This window comes from uncultured Brevundimonas sp., from assembly GCF_937870815.1.
Taxonomy (GTDB): domain Bacteria; phylum Pseudomonadota; class Alphaproteobacteria; order Caulobacterales; family Caulobacteraceae; genus Brevundimonas.
On sequence record NZ_CALMZS010000177.1, the window covers coordinates 13381 to 28601 of the forward strand.

The 15221-nt window shown below is 71.5% G+C and carries 13 protein-coding genes and 1 pseudogene; 2 read left to right on the forward strand and 12 right to left on the reverse strand.

Translation table 11 applies throughout. The features are described 5' to 3' along the window. Positions 1-9: 9 nt before the first annotated feature. The 4 genes from Q0588_RS11755 to Q0588_RS11770 form a co-directional block, all read right to left on the reverse strand. A complete protein-coding gene (locus tag Q0588_RS11755) occupies positions 10-1152 on the reverse strand; it encodes a DUF2336 domain-containing protein (RefSeq protein ID WP_298746261.1) in 1143 nt (380 codons plus the stop codon). 82 nt (positions 1153-1234) lie between these two features. Further along, positions 1235-2035 (reverse strand): transglycosylase SLT domain-containing protein, encoded by an 801-nt coding sequence (locus Q0588_RS11760; RefSeq protein ID WP_366872911.1) that lies wholly within the window; start codon positions 2033-2035, stop codon positions 1235-1237. A gap of 208 nt (positions 2036-2243) precedes the next feature. Continuing rightward, a complete protein-coding gene (locus tag Q0588_RS11765) occupies positions 2244-3254 on the reverse strand; it encodes an FAD-dependent oxidoreductase (RefSeq protein ID WP_298746263.1) in 1011 nt (336 codons plus the stop codon). Between the two features lie 55 nt (positions 3255-3309). Next, a complete protein-coding gene (locus Q0588_RS11770; RefSeq protein WP_298746265.1) occupies positions 3310-5157 on the reverse strand; it encodes a phosphoenolpyruvate carboxykinase (GTP) in 1848 nt (615 codons plus the stop codon). Positions 5158-5362: 205 nt separating this feature from the next. Here Q0588_RS11770 and Q0588_RS11775 point away from each other — a divergent pair, with 205 nt between their 5' ends. Further along, a complete protein-coding gene (locus Q0588_RS11775) occupies positions 5363-6001 on the forward strand; it encodes a DUF938 domain-containing protein (protein ID WP_298746267.1) in 639 nt (212 codons plus the stop codon). Further along, positions 5998-6756, forward strand: coding sequence for a pseudouridine synthase (locus tag Q0588_RS11780; protein ID WP_298746269.1), 759 nt, complete (start codon positions 5998-6000; stop codon positions 6754-6756). Before Q0588_RS11775 ends, Q0588_RS11780 begins: the two co-directional genes overlap by 4 nt. Positions 6757-6846: 90 nt before the next feature. Here the strand turns inward: Q0588_RS11780 and Q0588_RS11785 are convergent, their stop codons facing one another. The 8 genes and pseudogenes from Q0588_RS11785 to Q0588_RS11815 form a co-directional block, all read right to left on the reverse strand. Then, positions 6847-10053 (reverse strand): CusA/CzcA family heavy metal efflux RND transporter, encoded by a 3207-nt coding sequence (locus Q0588_RS11785; RefSeq protein WP_298746271.1) that lies wholly within the window; start codon positions 10051-10053, stop codon positions 6847-6849. Between the two features lie 12 nt (positions 10054-10065). Further along, entirely contained in the window at positions 10066-11337 is a 1272-nt protein-coding gene (locus Q0588_RS11790; RefSeq protein ID WP_298746273.1) for an efflux RND transporter periplasmic adaptor subunit, read from the reverse strand. Then, entirely contained in the window at positions 11334-12641 is a 1308-nt protein-coding gene (locus Q0588_RS11795; protein ID WP_298746275.1) for a TolC family protein, read from the reverse strand. Before Q0588_RS11795 ends, Q0588_RS11790 begins: the two co-directional genes overlap by 4 nt. Positions 12642-12696: 55 nt before the next feature. Continuing rightward, positions 12697-13065 carry a hypothetical protein gene (locus Q0588_RS11800; RefSeq protein WP_298746277.1) on the reverse strand — a complete coding sequence of 123 codons (369 nt, stop codon included), beginning with the start codon at positions 13063-13065 and terminating at the stop codon, positions 12697-12699. Positions 13066-13202: 137 nt separating this feature from the next. Next, a pseudogene (locus tag Q0588_RS16050) lies at positions 13203-13280 on the reverse strand (glutaredoxin); the annotation flags it as partial. A 1-nt stretch (position 13281) separates the two neighbouring features. Then, the gene (locus Q0588_RS11805) at positions 13282-13602 is read right to left on the reverse strand and encodes a GIY-YIG nuclease family protein (protein ID WP_298746279.1); all 321 of its coding nucleotides are present in this window, start codon (positions 13600-13602) and stop codon (positions 13282-13284) included. 678 nt (positions 13603-14280) lie between these two features. Continuing rightward, positions 14281-14814, reverse strand: a complete 534-nt coding sequence (locus Q0588_RS11810; RefSeq protein ID WP_366872916.1) for a hypothetical protein — start codon at positions 14812-14814, stop codon at positions 14281-14283. Positions 14815-14903: 89 nt separating this feature from the next. Then, positions 14904-15221, reverse strand: a 318-nt coding sequence (locus tag Q0588_RS11815) for a carboxyl transferase domain-containing protein (protein ID WP_298746283.1), incomplete at its 5' end; no start/stop codon positions are given.

The window sequence follows — 15221 nt, forward strand, 5'->3', positions numbered from 1 at the left end:
CTCCGTCGGTCAGGCCGCCGCGCCGATCGCCGGACGGGCGGGCGCCGGCTCCTGGTCCAGCCGCTCCATCAGATAGGCGAGGTCCTCGCGCGGCGCGTTCGGGCGCTGGGTGAGGAAACGCTGAAGCATCTGCTGGCGGAAGACGTCGCCGGCCGTGTCGGCGCCCTCGGCCTGAAGCGTCCGCCAGGTGTCCACCCCGGCCCTGAAGGCCTGGAACAGCCGGGGCGGCAGGCCGGCCCGGTCGTAGATGGCCTTCAGCCCCAGCGGACCGGCGTCATGGATCATCAGCCAGGCGCGCGGATGCGGCGTGCCGGCCAGCTCGGCCAGGCCGTATTCGAACAGGCCCATCTGGCCGCGCGCCAGGGCGCGCAGCAGCAGCGAGCCGGTGAGGGCGCGGCGGGCGTTCAGGCCGGCGGCGAAGGCGGCGAGGTCGGCGTGGTTCGAGGCCTGGTCGACGAGATCGACGGTGGCCCGCTCGCGGGCGTAGGCGGCCAGCCGGATCGCCGTCTCCGGGGCCACCGCGTGGCGCGTCACCAGGTGCTCGCGAACCGCGTCGGAGGCGAGCTCGACCAGCCGCTCGGTCACCGACAGCGGCAGAACCTGGCGATAGGCGATGGCCGCGACGATCCCGGGCGAGCCGCCGAAGCGGTCGACGCAGCGCCCCAGCGCCGCCTCGGCGATGTCGGCGTTGTCGTTGGCGGCCAGGGTGCGGACGGCCTGTTCGCAACCCAGTTCCGCCACCGTCGTCGCCACATCCCGCCCGACGGCCGGCCGGCCGGCGACGGCGATCTGGCGCAGGGCCGATCCGCCCCGCACGATCTCGATCAGGTCCTCGTCCGTGAAGGCCGGCGAAAACTGGATCAGCGGCAGGGCGACGCTGTCGACGTCGGCCGCCAGGCTCCGCGCGACGTCGCGGGGCATCAGGTCCGACGACTTCAGCGTCACCGACATGGCGCGGCGCACCAGTTCGGCGGCGTCGTGGGCCAGCATGCGCAGGATTTTCTGGGCCGCCTCGCGCTCATCGCCCGTCAGCGCGGCCTTTTCCATGTTGCGGCACAGCTTGTGGGCGGCGGCGGCGCGCTCGTCGTCGTCGCTCGCCTTGATCAGGCGGCGGATGTCGGTGTCGGTGAGGCGGGCGCGGTAGGCGGTCATGATCGGCGCTCTGGGTCAGGCGTTGCCGGCCAGCATGGGCCGGTCATCCCTAACGGGCGGTTTACCATCGCCGGATTCGCGTTCAGACGCCCGAGCCGCCTTCCGGGGCGAAGGCCCCGCCGAAACCGCCCCTGCCCTCGCCGTTCTGACCCAGCAGCAGGGCGAGCAGGCTCTGGTCCTGTTTCAGCCGGTCGAGCCGGGCGGCCAGCATCTGATCCCGCTCGGACAGCGGCGGGGCGGACGGCGCGCCCGCGGCGCCGGCGGCGGGGGCCCCGTCGCCGGCGCTGCGCTGGAGGTTGGCGTGCACCTCGGCGACCGTCGCCGGCCGGCCGTCGCGGTAGAAGATCGAGCGGTTGGCCGCGGCCGCCTGCGGGAAGATGGACGCGGCGCTCATCCCGGGCCGCCGCTCCACCGCCTCCATCAGCTGGGCCGCGCCGGCCGGCCCGAGGAAATGGGCCGCATAGAGGTCGCCCGCCGCGGGCTCGCGACCGGTGCGGCCGCGCAGGTAGGCGGCGTTGGAGGCGGTCAGCTCCGCCGCCATGGTCGAGGCCGCCTGCGGATCGAAGCGGAGATCGAGGACCACGTTGCGCGCCGAGCCGTCCACCCGCCAGCGGCCGTCGGAGCCTCTGTGGATCAGGTCGGCGTACGGGCCGTAGCCGTGCTTGGCGCCGTGCGCCTTCACCGTCCCCAGCCAGGTCTGCTCGATGAACTGGAACAGTCCGGCCGCCGAGGAGGTGCGGGCCCGCGCCGACGGGTTCAGGGCGCTCTCGCGCCGCGCCGTCTTGATCAGAAAATCGGCGTCGACGCCCGTGGCGCCGGAGGCGCGCCGGATCGCCGCCTCGACCCCGCCAGAGGATGGAATCGCCCCGATGTTCATGCTCATGACGCTGCGGGCGTCGTGGTTAATCAATTCCTAACACCGTCCGCGCCGTCCACAGACCCTTAAGCCTTGCCGCGCGCGGACGTGTCGCTTCCCAAGGTGAGACGGTCGCTGAGTGACCGAACATCACCATGGTCGCCCGAGCCGGTGCGGGACGGGCCGGTCGGGCGCCAGGCCCTGCGCGCCGGGATCGGCGGCCTCGCACGGCTGATCAGCCGTATCTGAGCGGGTCGAGGGCGGCCGCGTCCGCGCCGGGCGGCCTGCCCTCGACCGCGTCGGCGACCACCGCCCCGACCAGCGGACCGAGCAGCCAGCCGTTGCGCAGCGGCGCCAGGGCGAGGTGCAGCCCCGCCTCCCCGGAAGGACCGGCCAGGGGCAGGCCGTCGGCGGTTCCGCCGCGAATCCCGACCCGGGGAGGGCCCGGCGTTCCGGCGAGGCCGGACAGCGCCCGCCCGGCCTCGACCTGGCGGCGGGAGACCTCGGGCTCGGGCTCCAGGTCGCGGCGGCCGCGCTCCATGGTGGCGCCGACGACCATGCCCCCGGGCGCCGGCACGACATAGAGACCGGGCGCGCGCAGCGTGTGCGGCGGGCTCGGCCCGGCGACCGGGGTCAGTTGGCCGCGGAACGGCTCGATCGCGGCGACCGCGGCGGCGGTCCTGTCGGGCAGGCCGGAAAGCGGGGTCGCGGTCCCGGTCGCAAGCACGACCGTGGCGGGGAACCAGTTGCGGCCGTCGGCGGTCTCGACCCGCCAGCGACCGGCCGTGGCCGCCAGCCGGGCGGCCGCGCCGCGCACGACCGTCAGGCCGGACGCGCGGGCCAGCGCCAGCAGGGCCGGCCCCACCTCGACACGCCAGTCGTCCGGACTGAACAGGCCGCCCGGAACCGGCCGGGCCGAAAAACCGAAGCTCCGCAGGCGGGCGATGGCCGCGTCGGGATCCGGGCCGCGCCATTCGACGCCGTCCCGGTGCAGGGGCAGGCCGTGGCGGACGGCGAACCCCGGCCACAGATCGCGGGCGCGGGTCAGCAGGGCGGCGCGGTCCGGGCGCGCCTCGTCCGAGAGACATTCGAGGGCCGGCGCGATCATGCCGGCCGCGGCGGAGCTGGCGTTCGGCCCGCCGCGGTCGATCACCGTCACCGCATGGCCGCGTCCCGCCAGTTCGGCGGCGGCGCACAGGCCGAGCACGCCGGCGCCGATGACGATCACATCAGGGGAAGAGCTCACGGACGACCAGATCGACCGGCCGGCGGTCGAATGCAAGCCTTTGCCGCGGGTGCGACTATTCGGCGGCGATGGCGGCGGCGCGGCTCGCCTCGATCCGGGCGACCAGGGCGGACTGCTGGGCCCAGAGGGCCTCGGGCAGCCGGTCGCCGAACTTCTCGTAGAACTCCGGAATCAGGGCGGCCTCCTCGGCCCAGACGGCGGCGTCGACGTCGAGCAGGATCGACAGGTCGGAATCGGACAGGTCGAGGCCCGACAGGTCCAGAGCCCCCCGGGTCGGGACGCGGCCGACGGGGGTGTCGACCGCCTCGGCCTCGCCGTCCAGCCGTTCGGCGATCCACTTCAGCACCCTGGCGTTGTCGCCGAAGCCGGGCCAGACGAATCGGCCGTCCTCGTTCTTGCGGAACCAGTTGACGAAGTAGAGGCGCGGCAGCTTCGCGGCGTCCGTGCGCTCCTTCATCGACAGCCAGTGGGCGAAATAGTCGCCCATGTTGTAGCCGCAGAACGGCAGCATGGCGAAGGGATCGCGGCGCAGCTCGCCGATGGCGTTCTCGGCGGCGGCGGTGCCTTCCGAGGCCACCGACGAACCCATGAACACGCCGTGGTCCCAGTCGAAGGCCTCGGTGACCAGGGGCACGGCCGAGGCGCGGCGGCCGCCGAACAGGATGGCGTCGATCGGCACGCCCTTCGGATCTTCCCATTCCGGCGCGATGGCCGGGCACTGGCCGGCCGGCGCCGCGAACCGGGCGTTCGGATGGGCGGCGGGCTCGCCCGAGGCCGGGTCGTGCGGCTGGCCCTTCCAGTTGATCAGACCCTCGGGGGCCTCCCTGGTCAGACCTTCCCACCAGACGTCGCCGTCGGCGGTCAGGGCGGTGTTGGTGAAGATGGTGTTGCAGGCCAGGGTGGCCAGCGCATTGCCGTTGGTGTTGCGGCTGGTCCCCGGGGCGACGCCGAAGAAGCCGGCTTCCGGGTTGACCGCATGGAGGCGGCCGTCCTCGCCGATGCGCATCCAGGCGATGTCGTCGCCGATGGTCTCGGCCTTCCAGCCCGGAATGGTCGGCTGGAGCATGGCCAGATTGGTCTTGCCGCAGGCCGAGGGGAAGGCGGCGGCGACGTATTTGGCGCGGCCCTTCGGGTCGGTCAGCTTGAGGATCAGCATGTGCTCGGCCAGCCAGCCCTCGTCGCGGGCCATGACCGAGGCGATGCGCAGGGCGTAGCATTTCTTGCCCAGCAGGGCGTTGCCGCCATAGCCCGAGCCATAGGACCAGATCTCGCGGGTCTCGGGAAAGTGGACGATCCATTTCTCGTCGTTGCAGGGCCAGGGCACGTCCGCCCGGCCCTCGGCCAGCGGCGCGCCGAGGCTGTGAACGGCCGGGACGAAGACGCCGTCCTTGCCCAGCACGTCGAGGGCCGGCTGGCCCATCCGGGTCATGACGCCCATCGACACGGCGACGTAGCCGCTGTCGGTGATCTCGACCCCGAGCGCCGAAATCTTCGAGCCCAGCGGGCCCATCGAAAAGGGCACGACATACATGGTGCGCCCGGCCATGCAGCCGTCGAACAGGCTGTTCAGGCGGGCGCGCATCTCGACCGGATCGGCCCAGTTGTTGGTCGGGCCGGCGTCGATCTCCTGCTCGGGGCAGATGAAGGTGCGGCTTTCGACCCGGGCGACGTCCTTCGGATCGGAGGCGGCATGGTAGCAGCCGGGGCGCCGGGTCTGGTCGAGTTCCCTGAGCGTGCCCCGGGCGACCAGGTCGGCGACGATGGCCGACTTCTCGGCCTCGGAGCCGTCGCACCAGTGGACCCGGGCCGGCCGGGTCAGGGCGGCGATCTGCTCGACCCAGGCGACGAGGCCGGCGTGGGCGGTGGGGGCCGGATGCAGACCGGGGATCGCGGATGCGGTCACTTCAACTCTCCTGAACGACGCCCGGCGATCTGTCGCCGCCGTGGCTCTCCCTGCATATCTGATCACGCAATGTTTCAGCGGGAATGACACCGAAGCGGAGGTCGCGTCAACCGGCGCAAGTTTCAACCCCGCGCGGCGATTGCGCCCGGCCGCCACGGCATTTTTCCGGTCGCGGATGCGCTCCGCAGGGGCTATCGGAGCCGGCATGCGGACCATGGACGCGATCATCACGACGCCCGAGGGCGCCCTCGCCTCGCCCGCCGCGGCGCGCAACCGGGCGCCGATCCTCGCCGTGCTCCGGACCCATCTGCCGGCCCGCGGCCGGGTGCTGGAGATCGCCGCGGGATCAGGCGAGCACGCCGTCGCCTTCGCCGGAGCCCTGCCGGGCCTGACCTGGACGCCGAGCGATCCATCGGCCGCGGCGCGGGCCAGCATCGCGGCCTGGGCCGAGGCGGCCGGCCTGCCCAACCTGCGCCCGCCGCTGGCCGTGGACGTGCTGGACGAGGCGGCGTGGCCGCAGGGGCCGTTCGAGGCGGTGATCTGCATCAACATGATCCACATCAGCCCGTGGGCGGCGACCGAGGGGCTGATGCGGCTGGCCGGGCGGGTGCTGCCGGTCGGCGGCCTGCTGGCGACCTATGGGCCGTATCTCGAGGCCGACGTCCCGCTGGCCCCGTCGAACGCGGCCTTCGACGGGAGCCTGAAGGCGCGCGATCCGGCCTGGGGGCTGCGCGACCGGGACGCGGTGGCGGCGGCGGCGAAGGCCGAGGGACTGGCGCTGACGCGGCGGGCGGGGATGCCGGCCGAGAATCTGATGCTGCTGTTCCGGCGGGTGGCCGGATGAGCCTGTCGCGGACCTGGGACGGGGCGGAGCCGGTGCGGCTGAACAAATTCATGGGCCAGGCCGGGATCTGCTCGCGGCGCGAGGCCGACGCCCTGATCGCCGGGGGACTGGTCTCGGTGGACGGCGAGGTGGTCACCGACGCGGGCCGCAAGCTGCAGCCGGGGCAGACCCTGACTCTGGGCGAGCGGGCCGCGGCGGCGCTGGCCGAGGGCGTCACCATCGTGCTGCACAAGCCGGTCGGCTACGTCTCGGGCCAGCCGGAGCCGGGCAAGGTCCCGGCCGTCCGCCTGCTGACGGCGGCCAACCGGATCGGCGAGGGCGCGGTTCCGGCCGCGGACGCCTCCCTGCCGCCGATCGGACGGCTGGACGAGGATTCGCGCGGCCTGCTGCTGCTGTCGTCCGACGGAGTGGTGGCCCGGGCGGTGATCGGGCCGGAATCGGACCTCGACAAGGAGTATCTGGTCCGGGTCGCCGGCGACGTCACCGAGAACAAGCTGAAACTCTTGCGCCACGGCCTGATGCTGGACGGCCGGGTGCTGAAGCGGGCCCGGGTCGAGCGGATGGAGCCGCGCCGGCTGCGCTTCGTGCTGCGCGAGGGCCGCAACCGGCAGATCCGGCGCATGTGCGCGATGGTCGGGCTGGAGGTCGCCGACCTGCTCAGGGTGCGCATCGGGCCGCTGAAACTCGGCGACCTGCCGGAGGGGCGATGGCGGCTGCTGACGGCGGAGGAGCGGGCGGCCCTGACCGGGCGCTGACGTCGGCGGCGCGGTGACCGGTTCAACGCCCGCCGCCGCGGCTCCTTGCATGGGCGGTCGGGGAGGCCGGAGCCGGCCTCCCCTTGCTGCTCAGGCCGGCCGTCCGGCCCTCAGACGGCTCAGCCGGTCGCCCACGCCCTGCCAGGCGCGATCCCAGGCGTTGGGGTCGGCCTCCCGTTCGCGATGGACCATGCGGTAGAGGGCCGGGAGCACCAGCAGGGTCAGGATCGTCGACGAGATGATCCCTCCGATGACCACCGTCGCCAGCGGCCGTTGCACCTCCGACCCGGCCCCGACGTTGAAGGCCATGGGCACGAAGCCGAGGCTGGCCACCAGGGCGGTCATCAGCACCGGCCTGAGGCGGGTGAGAGCCCCCTCCCGGATCGACTCCTCGAGCGGCCGTCCTTCGGCCCTGAGCGAGCGGATGAAGGTCAGCATGACCACTCCGTTCAGCACGGCCACGCCGGACAGCGCGATGAAGCCGACCCCGGCAGAGATCGACAGCGGTATCCCGCGCATCGCCAGGGCGGCGACGCCGCCGGTCAGCGCCAGCGGCACCCCGGAAAAGACGATGGCCGCGTCCCTCCATGAGCCGAACAGGGTGAACAGCAGGCCGAAGATCAGCGCCAGCACCATGGGCACCACGAACTGGAGCCGCCTCGACGCCGAGATCAGCTGTTCGAAGGTGCCGCCGTAGCTGACCCAGTAGCCGGCGGGAAGCTCCACCTCCGCCCCGACGCGATCCTGGAGCTCGGCCACGAACGAGCCGAGATCGCGGTCGCGCACATTGGCGGTGACGACCACCCGCCGCTTGCCCTGTTCGCGGCTGATCTGGTTCGGGCCGATGGTCACGGAAATCGCCGCCACGTCGGACAGGGGCACGAAGCCGCTGGCGCCGTCGGCGTCCCGTCCGGCCGGCAACGGCACCCGCAGGCGACCGATGGCGTCCACATTGCCCCGGATCTCCTCGGGCAGGCGGACCACCACGTCGAAACGGCGGTCGCCCTCGAAGATCTGGCCGGCGACGGCGCCGCCGAGGGAGGCCGAGACAACATCCTGCACGTCCCCCACATTCAGCCCCAGACGCGCGAGGGCGTCCCGGTCCGGCGTGATCTGGAGCACGGGCAGGCCGGTGATCTGTTCGACCTTCACATCCTGCGCCCCGGGCACGCCGGCCATGACCGCCTCGATGGCCTCGCCGCTCGCGAGAAGCTGATCCAGGTCGTCGCCGAACACCTTGACCGCCACGTCCGAGCGGACCCCCGAGATCAGCTCGTTGAAGCGCATCTGGATGGGTTGGGTGAATTCGTAGTTGTTGCCGGGGATGGCCTCGACCGCCTCCTGCATCTCGGCCAGCAGTTCCGCCCGCGGCCGGCGCGGGTCGGGCCAGTCGCGCCGGTCCTTCAGGATGATGAAGGTGTCCGCCACCGACGGCGGCATCGGATCCGTGGCGACCTCCGCCGTGCCCAGTTTGGAGAACACCCGGTCGACTTCCTCGAACTGCGTCAGGCGCGCTTCCAACCGCCCCTGCATGCCGATGGCCTGCTCCAGGCCGGTGCCGGGGATACGCAGGGCGTGCAGGGCGATGTCGCCCTCGTCGAGGTTCGGGATGAACTCCGCCCCCAGCCGCGTGGCGAGCAGGCCGGACAGCAGGACCAGCACCACCGCGCCGCCGACCATCAGGGCCCGCGTCCTGAGGGCGAAGTCGAGCGCCGGCTGATACCAGCGCCGCGCCGCCCGCATCAGGAAACTCTCCTTCTCCTCGACCTTGCCGCTGACGAACAGGGCCACCGCCGCCGGGACGAAGGTGAGCGACAGGATCAGCGCCGCCGTGAGGGCGAACACCACGGTGAAGGCCATGGGGTGGAACATCTTCCCCTCCACCCCGGTCAAGGCGAAGATCGGCACATAGACCAGGGTGATGATCAGCACGCCGAACAGACTGGGCTTGATCACCTCATTGGTCGCCGAGGCCGCGATGCGGAACCGCTCGTCGCGGGTCAGCAGACGGCCCAGGCCGTGCTGCGCCTCGCCGAAGCGCCGCAGGCAGTTTTCGACGATGATCACCGCGCCGTCGACGATCAGGCCGAAATCGAGGGCCCCGAGGCTCATCAGGTTGCCGGAGACCCCGCCCCGGACCATGCCGGTGATGGTCAGCAGCATGGTGATCGGGATGACGGCGGCGGTGATGACGGCGGCCCGAATGTTCCCGAGCAGCAGGAACAGCACCACGATGACCAGCAGCGCGCCCTCGACCAGGTTCTTCTCGACCGTGGCGATGGTGCGTTCCACCAGGTCGGTCCGGTCGTAGGTGGCCGTCGCCTTGACGCCCGCGGGCAGGGCCTTGTTGGCCTCCTCCAGCCGCGCGGCCACGGCGGTGGAGACCGTCCGGCTGTTCTCGCCGATCAGCATGAAGACGGTGCCCAGAACCACCTCGCGGCCGTTCTGGGTGGCCGCGCCGGTTCTCAGCTCCTCGCCGATGATGACGTCGGCCACGTCCGCAACGCGGATGGGCACGCCCTGGCGCTCGTCGACGATGACCCTTTCAAGGTCGGCGATGCCGCTGGCCTGGCCCGGAACCCGGACCAGATACTGCTCGCCATAGCGTTCGACATAGCCCGCCCCGACGTTGGCGTTGTTGCGGCCGAGGGCCTCGATCACGTCGTTCATGGTCAGGCCGAAGGCGGCCAGGCGGTCCGGCAACGGCGTGACGTGATACTCGCGGGCGAAGCCGCCGATGGTGTTGACCTCGGTGACGCCCGGCACGTTGCGCAGCTGGGGCCGGATCACCCAGTCCTGCAGCGTCCGCAGGTCCTCCGGCGTATAGGCCGCGCCGTCGGGCTTGCGGGCCCCCGGCTCGGCGTCGATGGTGTACATGAAGATCTCGCCCAGTCCGGTCGAGATCGGCCCCAGTTCAGGCTCGAGTCCCCCGGGCAACTGGCCGCGCGCCGACTGGACCCGTTCGTTGACGAGCTGCCGCGCGAAATAGATGTCCGTGCCGTCCTTGAAGACGACGGTGACCTGGCTGAGGCCGTAGCGCGAGATCGAGCGCGTGTATTCCAGCCCCGGCAGGCCGGCGATGGCCGTCTCGATCGGAAAGGTGATGCGTTGCTCGGACTCCAGCGGCGAATAGCCCGGAGCCTCGGTGTTGATCTGGACCTGGACGTTGGTGATGTCCGGGACCGCGTCGATGGGCAGACGCTGGAAGTTCCAGACGCCCAGCACCGACAGGGCCAGGACCATCGCCATCACGAACCAGCGCTGGCGGATGGACAGGTGGATGATGCGTTCGAGCATGGCGCGTCGCCCCTAGTGGTCGTGCGAGGCGCCGGACTTCTCGATGTCCGCGCGGATGAGAAAGGCTCCTTCGGTGACATAGGTCTCGCCGGGCCGGAGCCCGCCCAGCACCTCGGTCCATTCCGGCGTCTGGCGGCCCAGTTCGAGCATCCGCACCTCATAGGTGTCGCCGACGCGGGCGAAGACCACGGTGAAGTCGCGGAAGCGCTGAAGCGCCGAGGTTCGCACCGCCAGGGGGATGGCCGTGGTGCGGGTGGCCACCGTGCCCTCGACCGCCATGCCCGGCCGCCAGAAGCCATCCGGGTTGGGGATACGCGCGCGCGCCGTGACCGTCTGGGTCGCGACCTCGGTCAGGGGCAGGAAGGCGTCGAGGGTGGATTGCACCGTCATGTCGCCGCCCAGGCTCCGGATCGTCACCCGCTGGCCCGAGCGCACCTTTTCGGCGTCGCGCGGAAAGACGTGGAACTCGGCCTGGATCGCGGCCGGATTGGCGATGACGTAGATCGGATTGTCCGCGGCCACGTCGCCGACATTGGCCGGCCGCTCCAGCACCACGCCCGAGATCGGCGCCGGAATGGCGTAGGTCTGCAGGCTCTCGGACGACTCCACGCGGGCGATGATCTGGCCGCGCGCCACGCGGTCCCCGACATTCGCTCCCAGGGCCATGATCCGGCCGGGGAACCACGCCCGCACCTCGCCGCGGCCCGACGGCTGCAGCTCGATGCGGCCGGACAGATCCAGCGTTTCCGAAATCTCGGTCGGACCGGCCCGCTCGACCTTCACCCCGCCCGCTGTGGCGGCCTCGCGACTGATGGTGGTCCGGCCTTCATACGACTGGTAGCGCCAATCGTGACGCTGCCCCTTGTGGGTCGCCGACACCGCCACGTCGAACGAATGCGGCTCGGTGACGACGCCGCTGCCCATCAGATAGTCGCCTTGGGGCTGGAAGCTGAAACGGTCCACCTGGCCGCCCAGCCGGGTCAGGGCCATGGCCAGCTGAACCGACTGCGGCGCGACCGGCTTGTTTTTCTCATAGGCATAGACGCGGAACTGCGGCTCGACGCCGGTTTCGAAAATGGTGATCTCGACGGCGAAATCGCCGTCGCGCAACAGCCGGCCATTGTGCGGGCCGCGCTCGAACTCGGCTTCGGCCTCGCCGTGTCCGTCGCCGTGGTCCGCGGACGTCTCGCCGCCTCCGCAGGCGGCCAGGCCCAGGGACAGGGCGGCCAGCGGCGCGAGCAGCAGGTTCGCCCAGCGCGGGCGGTTCCGGTTCAGGCGGTTCATCGGGTGGTCTCCGCGACCGTCATGCGGTCGTGCGCGCCGGTCAGCCGGTCGAGGCGGGCGCGGTCGATGTGGAAGGATTTCAGCACCTCGACCCGACGCTGCCGCGCGTCGAGCAGGGCGGTCTGGGTGGTGATGACGTCATTGTAGGTGAAGCCGCCCCGGTTGAAGCCTTCGCGGACCAGCCGGACGGCGCGCTCCGCCTGGGGGATGACCTCGCCGGCGATGCGCGCGGCCTCGCTGGCCTTGGCGGCGAGCGAGACCTGAAGCCGGGCGACCTCGCGCTCCCGGACGGCGCGTTCGGCGATCAGGTCGCTTTCCGCCGCCGCGCGCTGGGCCTCGGCCATGTCGATGGCGCCCTGGTTGCGATCGTAGCGGCCCAGGGGGATCGAGCCGCCGACCACCAGGGCGACGGCTTCCTCGTCCCAGACATGGCGCAGCCCCACGCTGACGGTCGCGTCGGGCACGGCGCGCGCGCGCTCCACCCCGACGCGGGCGATGGCGATGTCGCGCTCGGCGCCCGGAACGGCCAGATCGGCCTCGGCGAGGTCGCCGGCCGCCGCCCGCGCCGCCGCGGTGTCGTCGAAGGCGGCCGGATCGAGGCGGAAGTTCGAGGCCCCCATCCAGAAGGTCGCCAGGTTGGCGCGCGCCAGCCGGGCGGCGATCCCGGCCTGGTCGAAGGCCAGCCGCGCCGTGGCCAGCTCGGCCTCGGCCCGGGCCCCGGCGAACAGGGGATCCCGCGCCGAGGCGACCCGGCGGCCGACCTCGCCGCTGAAGCCCTCGGCCAGGTCCAGCCGTTCGGCCGCGATGGCCAGCGCCGCATCGGCGGCCAGGGCCTCGGCCCAGGCCGCCTGGACCTGTTCGAGGCGATCGAGGCGGCGCACCCGTTCGCGGGCCAGCACCAGGTCCCCCTCGCGGCGGGCCAGGCCGACGCGGGCGGCGCGGTCGCCGCCCCGCTCGAACGGCTGTTCGTAGCTCAGCGTCGTCTCGGACCGTTCGAGGATCGAGAACGGGCCGGAACCGGCGAAATTCTCGACCTCGAGGCCGAGGGTCGGGTTGGCGCGGACGTCGGCCTGGCGGACCCCGGCTTCGGCGGCGCGCCGGCGGGCCTCCATCCCCGGCAGGGCCGGGTCGGCGCGGGCCGCCAGGGCCAGGGCCTCCTCGAGGCCGAGCAGGCGGGCGGCGGCGGGCGGGGCGTCCTGGGCCCGGGCCGCGGGCGTGGACGATAGCACGAGGGTCAGGCCGAGCGCGGTTGCGGCTGCGGCGCCTGACCACGATCCGGCCGAACCGGAACGTTTGATGTTCAAGGCGGTGGTCTCCGAAGGGAATGGCTGACACGCGGACGCACCGGTCCGCTCAGGCTCAGGCGAGCGTCAGCGTCCGTTTCGGAGGTTGGTCGGGACCGGCGGCTCCCAGCCCGGCCGGCAGACGGTCCTGCGGCCAGTCGACGGCCCGGGCGCTGCGGGCGACGCCGAGATCCGCGCCGGTCCGGTCGGCGACGGCGAACGAATGGGAATCGGCGCTGTGGTGATGGTGGCCCGGCGCGGTCTCCTCGCCCTCCTCGCCGCAGTCGGAATGGCCGTGACCGGAGACCTCCAGCCCGTGCGCGGCGGCGGCCCTGTCGGCCACGTGCTCCAGCTGGTCGAGGGCGTCGGCCGGGCCATGCAGGCTCAGCGACGCCATGAAGGCGACGGCCAGCGTCAGGCAGAGAAGGCGCAGCAGGCGAGACATGGAGTTCCCCGAGAGGCCCTGCATACGGTGCCGCCGGACCCGTGGCAACGCGTCCCGTGCGCATGCTTCGCATTGCCGCGGCGGGCGGCCCGGCGGCCGGGGCCGCAGGTGCTCGGCCGAGGGACCGGCAGGGCCGCCGCCATGGCGATCATCATCAGGTTTTCGATCAGGGAGACGAAGCCGGGCGGGACATTGGACGAACCGCCGACGCAGGCGCTATCCGGGGCGGGATCCGCCGGCCCCCGCGACGAGATCGCCATACAAGTCCGCCCAGCGGGGGTTCGACTCCTCGATCAGGGCGAATTTCCACGGCCGCAGCCAGCGCTTGATGCGCTTCTCCCTGAGGATCGCCTGATCGACGTAGCGGTGGGGCTCGTACCAGACCAGGCGGTCGGTTCCGCGTTCGCGGCTGTAGCCGTCGATCTGGCCGTGCTTGTGCTCGCCGATGCGCCGGACCAGATCGTTGGTCATGCCGACATAAAGCCAGCCGCAGGGCCCGCTCGCCACGATGTAGACCCAGTAGATGTGGTCAGTCATTGCCAGGACTCCCCGACCACAGCTGTGAGGTTTCCCGCCAAAGCGTCAAGCGGGTGCGCCTTCCGGTAGAAGTCCCTTGTCATCCCGGAAGCGCCGCAGGCGCTATCCGGGACGCGATGCCCCTTCCACTTCAGCCTCCCGGACAGGCCGCAGGGCTGAGCCGGGAGACGGGCGGAGGCCGCACGGGGGGTCGAAGCCTCTCGCTGTCATACCGGAGGCTGCATGGGGCTGTTCTGAAAGCGTCGATGGAAAACCCCCACCATCGGTATTGCCGCCACCCGGCTCCCGGCTCAGCCCAAGCGGGCTGTCCGGGAGGAGCCAGAGCGAGGGCAGGTCCCGTCCCGGCTCTCCGCTTCGCTGCGGCCGGGATGACAAGGGGGGCCATTGTCCACCGTTGGGGTGCGGAGACGTCGCGCCCTTGTCATCCCGGAAGCGCCACAGGCGCTGTCCGGGACGTGATGGCCGCTCGCTCCGCTCCCGGACAGCCCGTCAGGGCTGAGCCGGGAGACGTCCGGATGCGGTAACCCGTCCCGATCCCCTTGCACGGCTTCATGTCAGCGCTAGGCCGGCGGAGGCGGTCTCGACGCCGGGGCGGGACGCGAACACCTGCTCGGCCGTGGGGGAGCGGAGGCGGTCGCGGGCGCGGAGGAAGAGGAGGTTGGTCAGGTTGGTCGCACCTCACTCGGGCCAGTAGTAGTGCACGTCCTCGACCAAAGAGACATTGGGCGACCGCTGGTTCCGAGCTTGGATCGTCGCCAAGTCGAGCTTCCACATGCCGCGACAAGCACGATCAGCCGCCCAGCCAGAAAGCAAAGCATCGAACTCATGCTCGTTCGCGGGATGGATCTCCGCCTCGAGAGCTTCCGTAAGCCAGACGACACCAGGGTGGGATAGGGTTGGTTGTCGAGGGTACGGGATGCCGCCCGCGAGGTGCTCCCAAAGAACTTTCGGGTGCGTCTCGGTCAAAAATAGATTGGGCCAGAGTTCACGCAATCGAACCGCGAGCGTGGCACCTTGAACCGCCATGGACCCATAGAGGCCGTTGGAACAGAGGACGCTATTCCGCCGCGCTGGAAAGCGTGCCCGGAGATATTCGTCCGCTCCCCGCCACCCTGACCGCGTCGTCTGCCAGAACAGCAGCGTGTCAATCCCCGCTCCATCCGGTCTGCGGCCATTGAGCTCCGTCACAACCCAATCGACGGCCTCATCCACAGATCCTGTAGTGGCCGACGTGGAGCTCTCATCAGTCATCACCGCGCAGCCGAAACCGTCGCCACCTCCGGGGTCAAAGCCGAGCGTAATCACAGCGGAATATTATCGTGCTTCTTCCACGGGTTCTCCATCACCTTCCCCTTCAGCGTCCGTAGCGCCCGGATCAGCCGCCGCCGCGTCCCGTGCGGCATGATCACGTCGTCGATATAGCCCAGCCCCGCCGCCACGAACGGATTGGCGAACCTCTCCTTGTATTCGGCCTCGCGCGCCGCCAGGGCCTCGGGGTCGCCGGCCTCTTTCCTGAAGATGATCTCGACCGCGCCCTTGGCGCCCATGACGGCGATCTCGGCCGAGGGCCAGGCGTAGTTGACGTCGCCGCGCAGGTGTTTGGAGCTCATCACGTCATA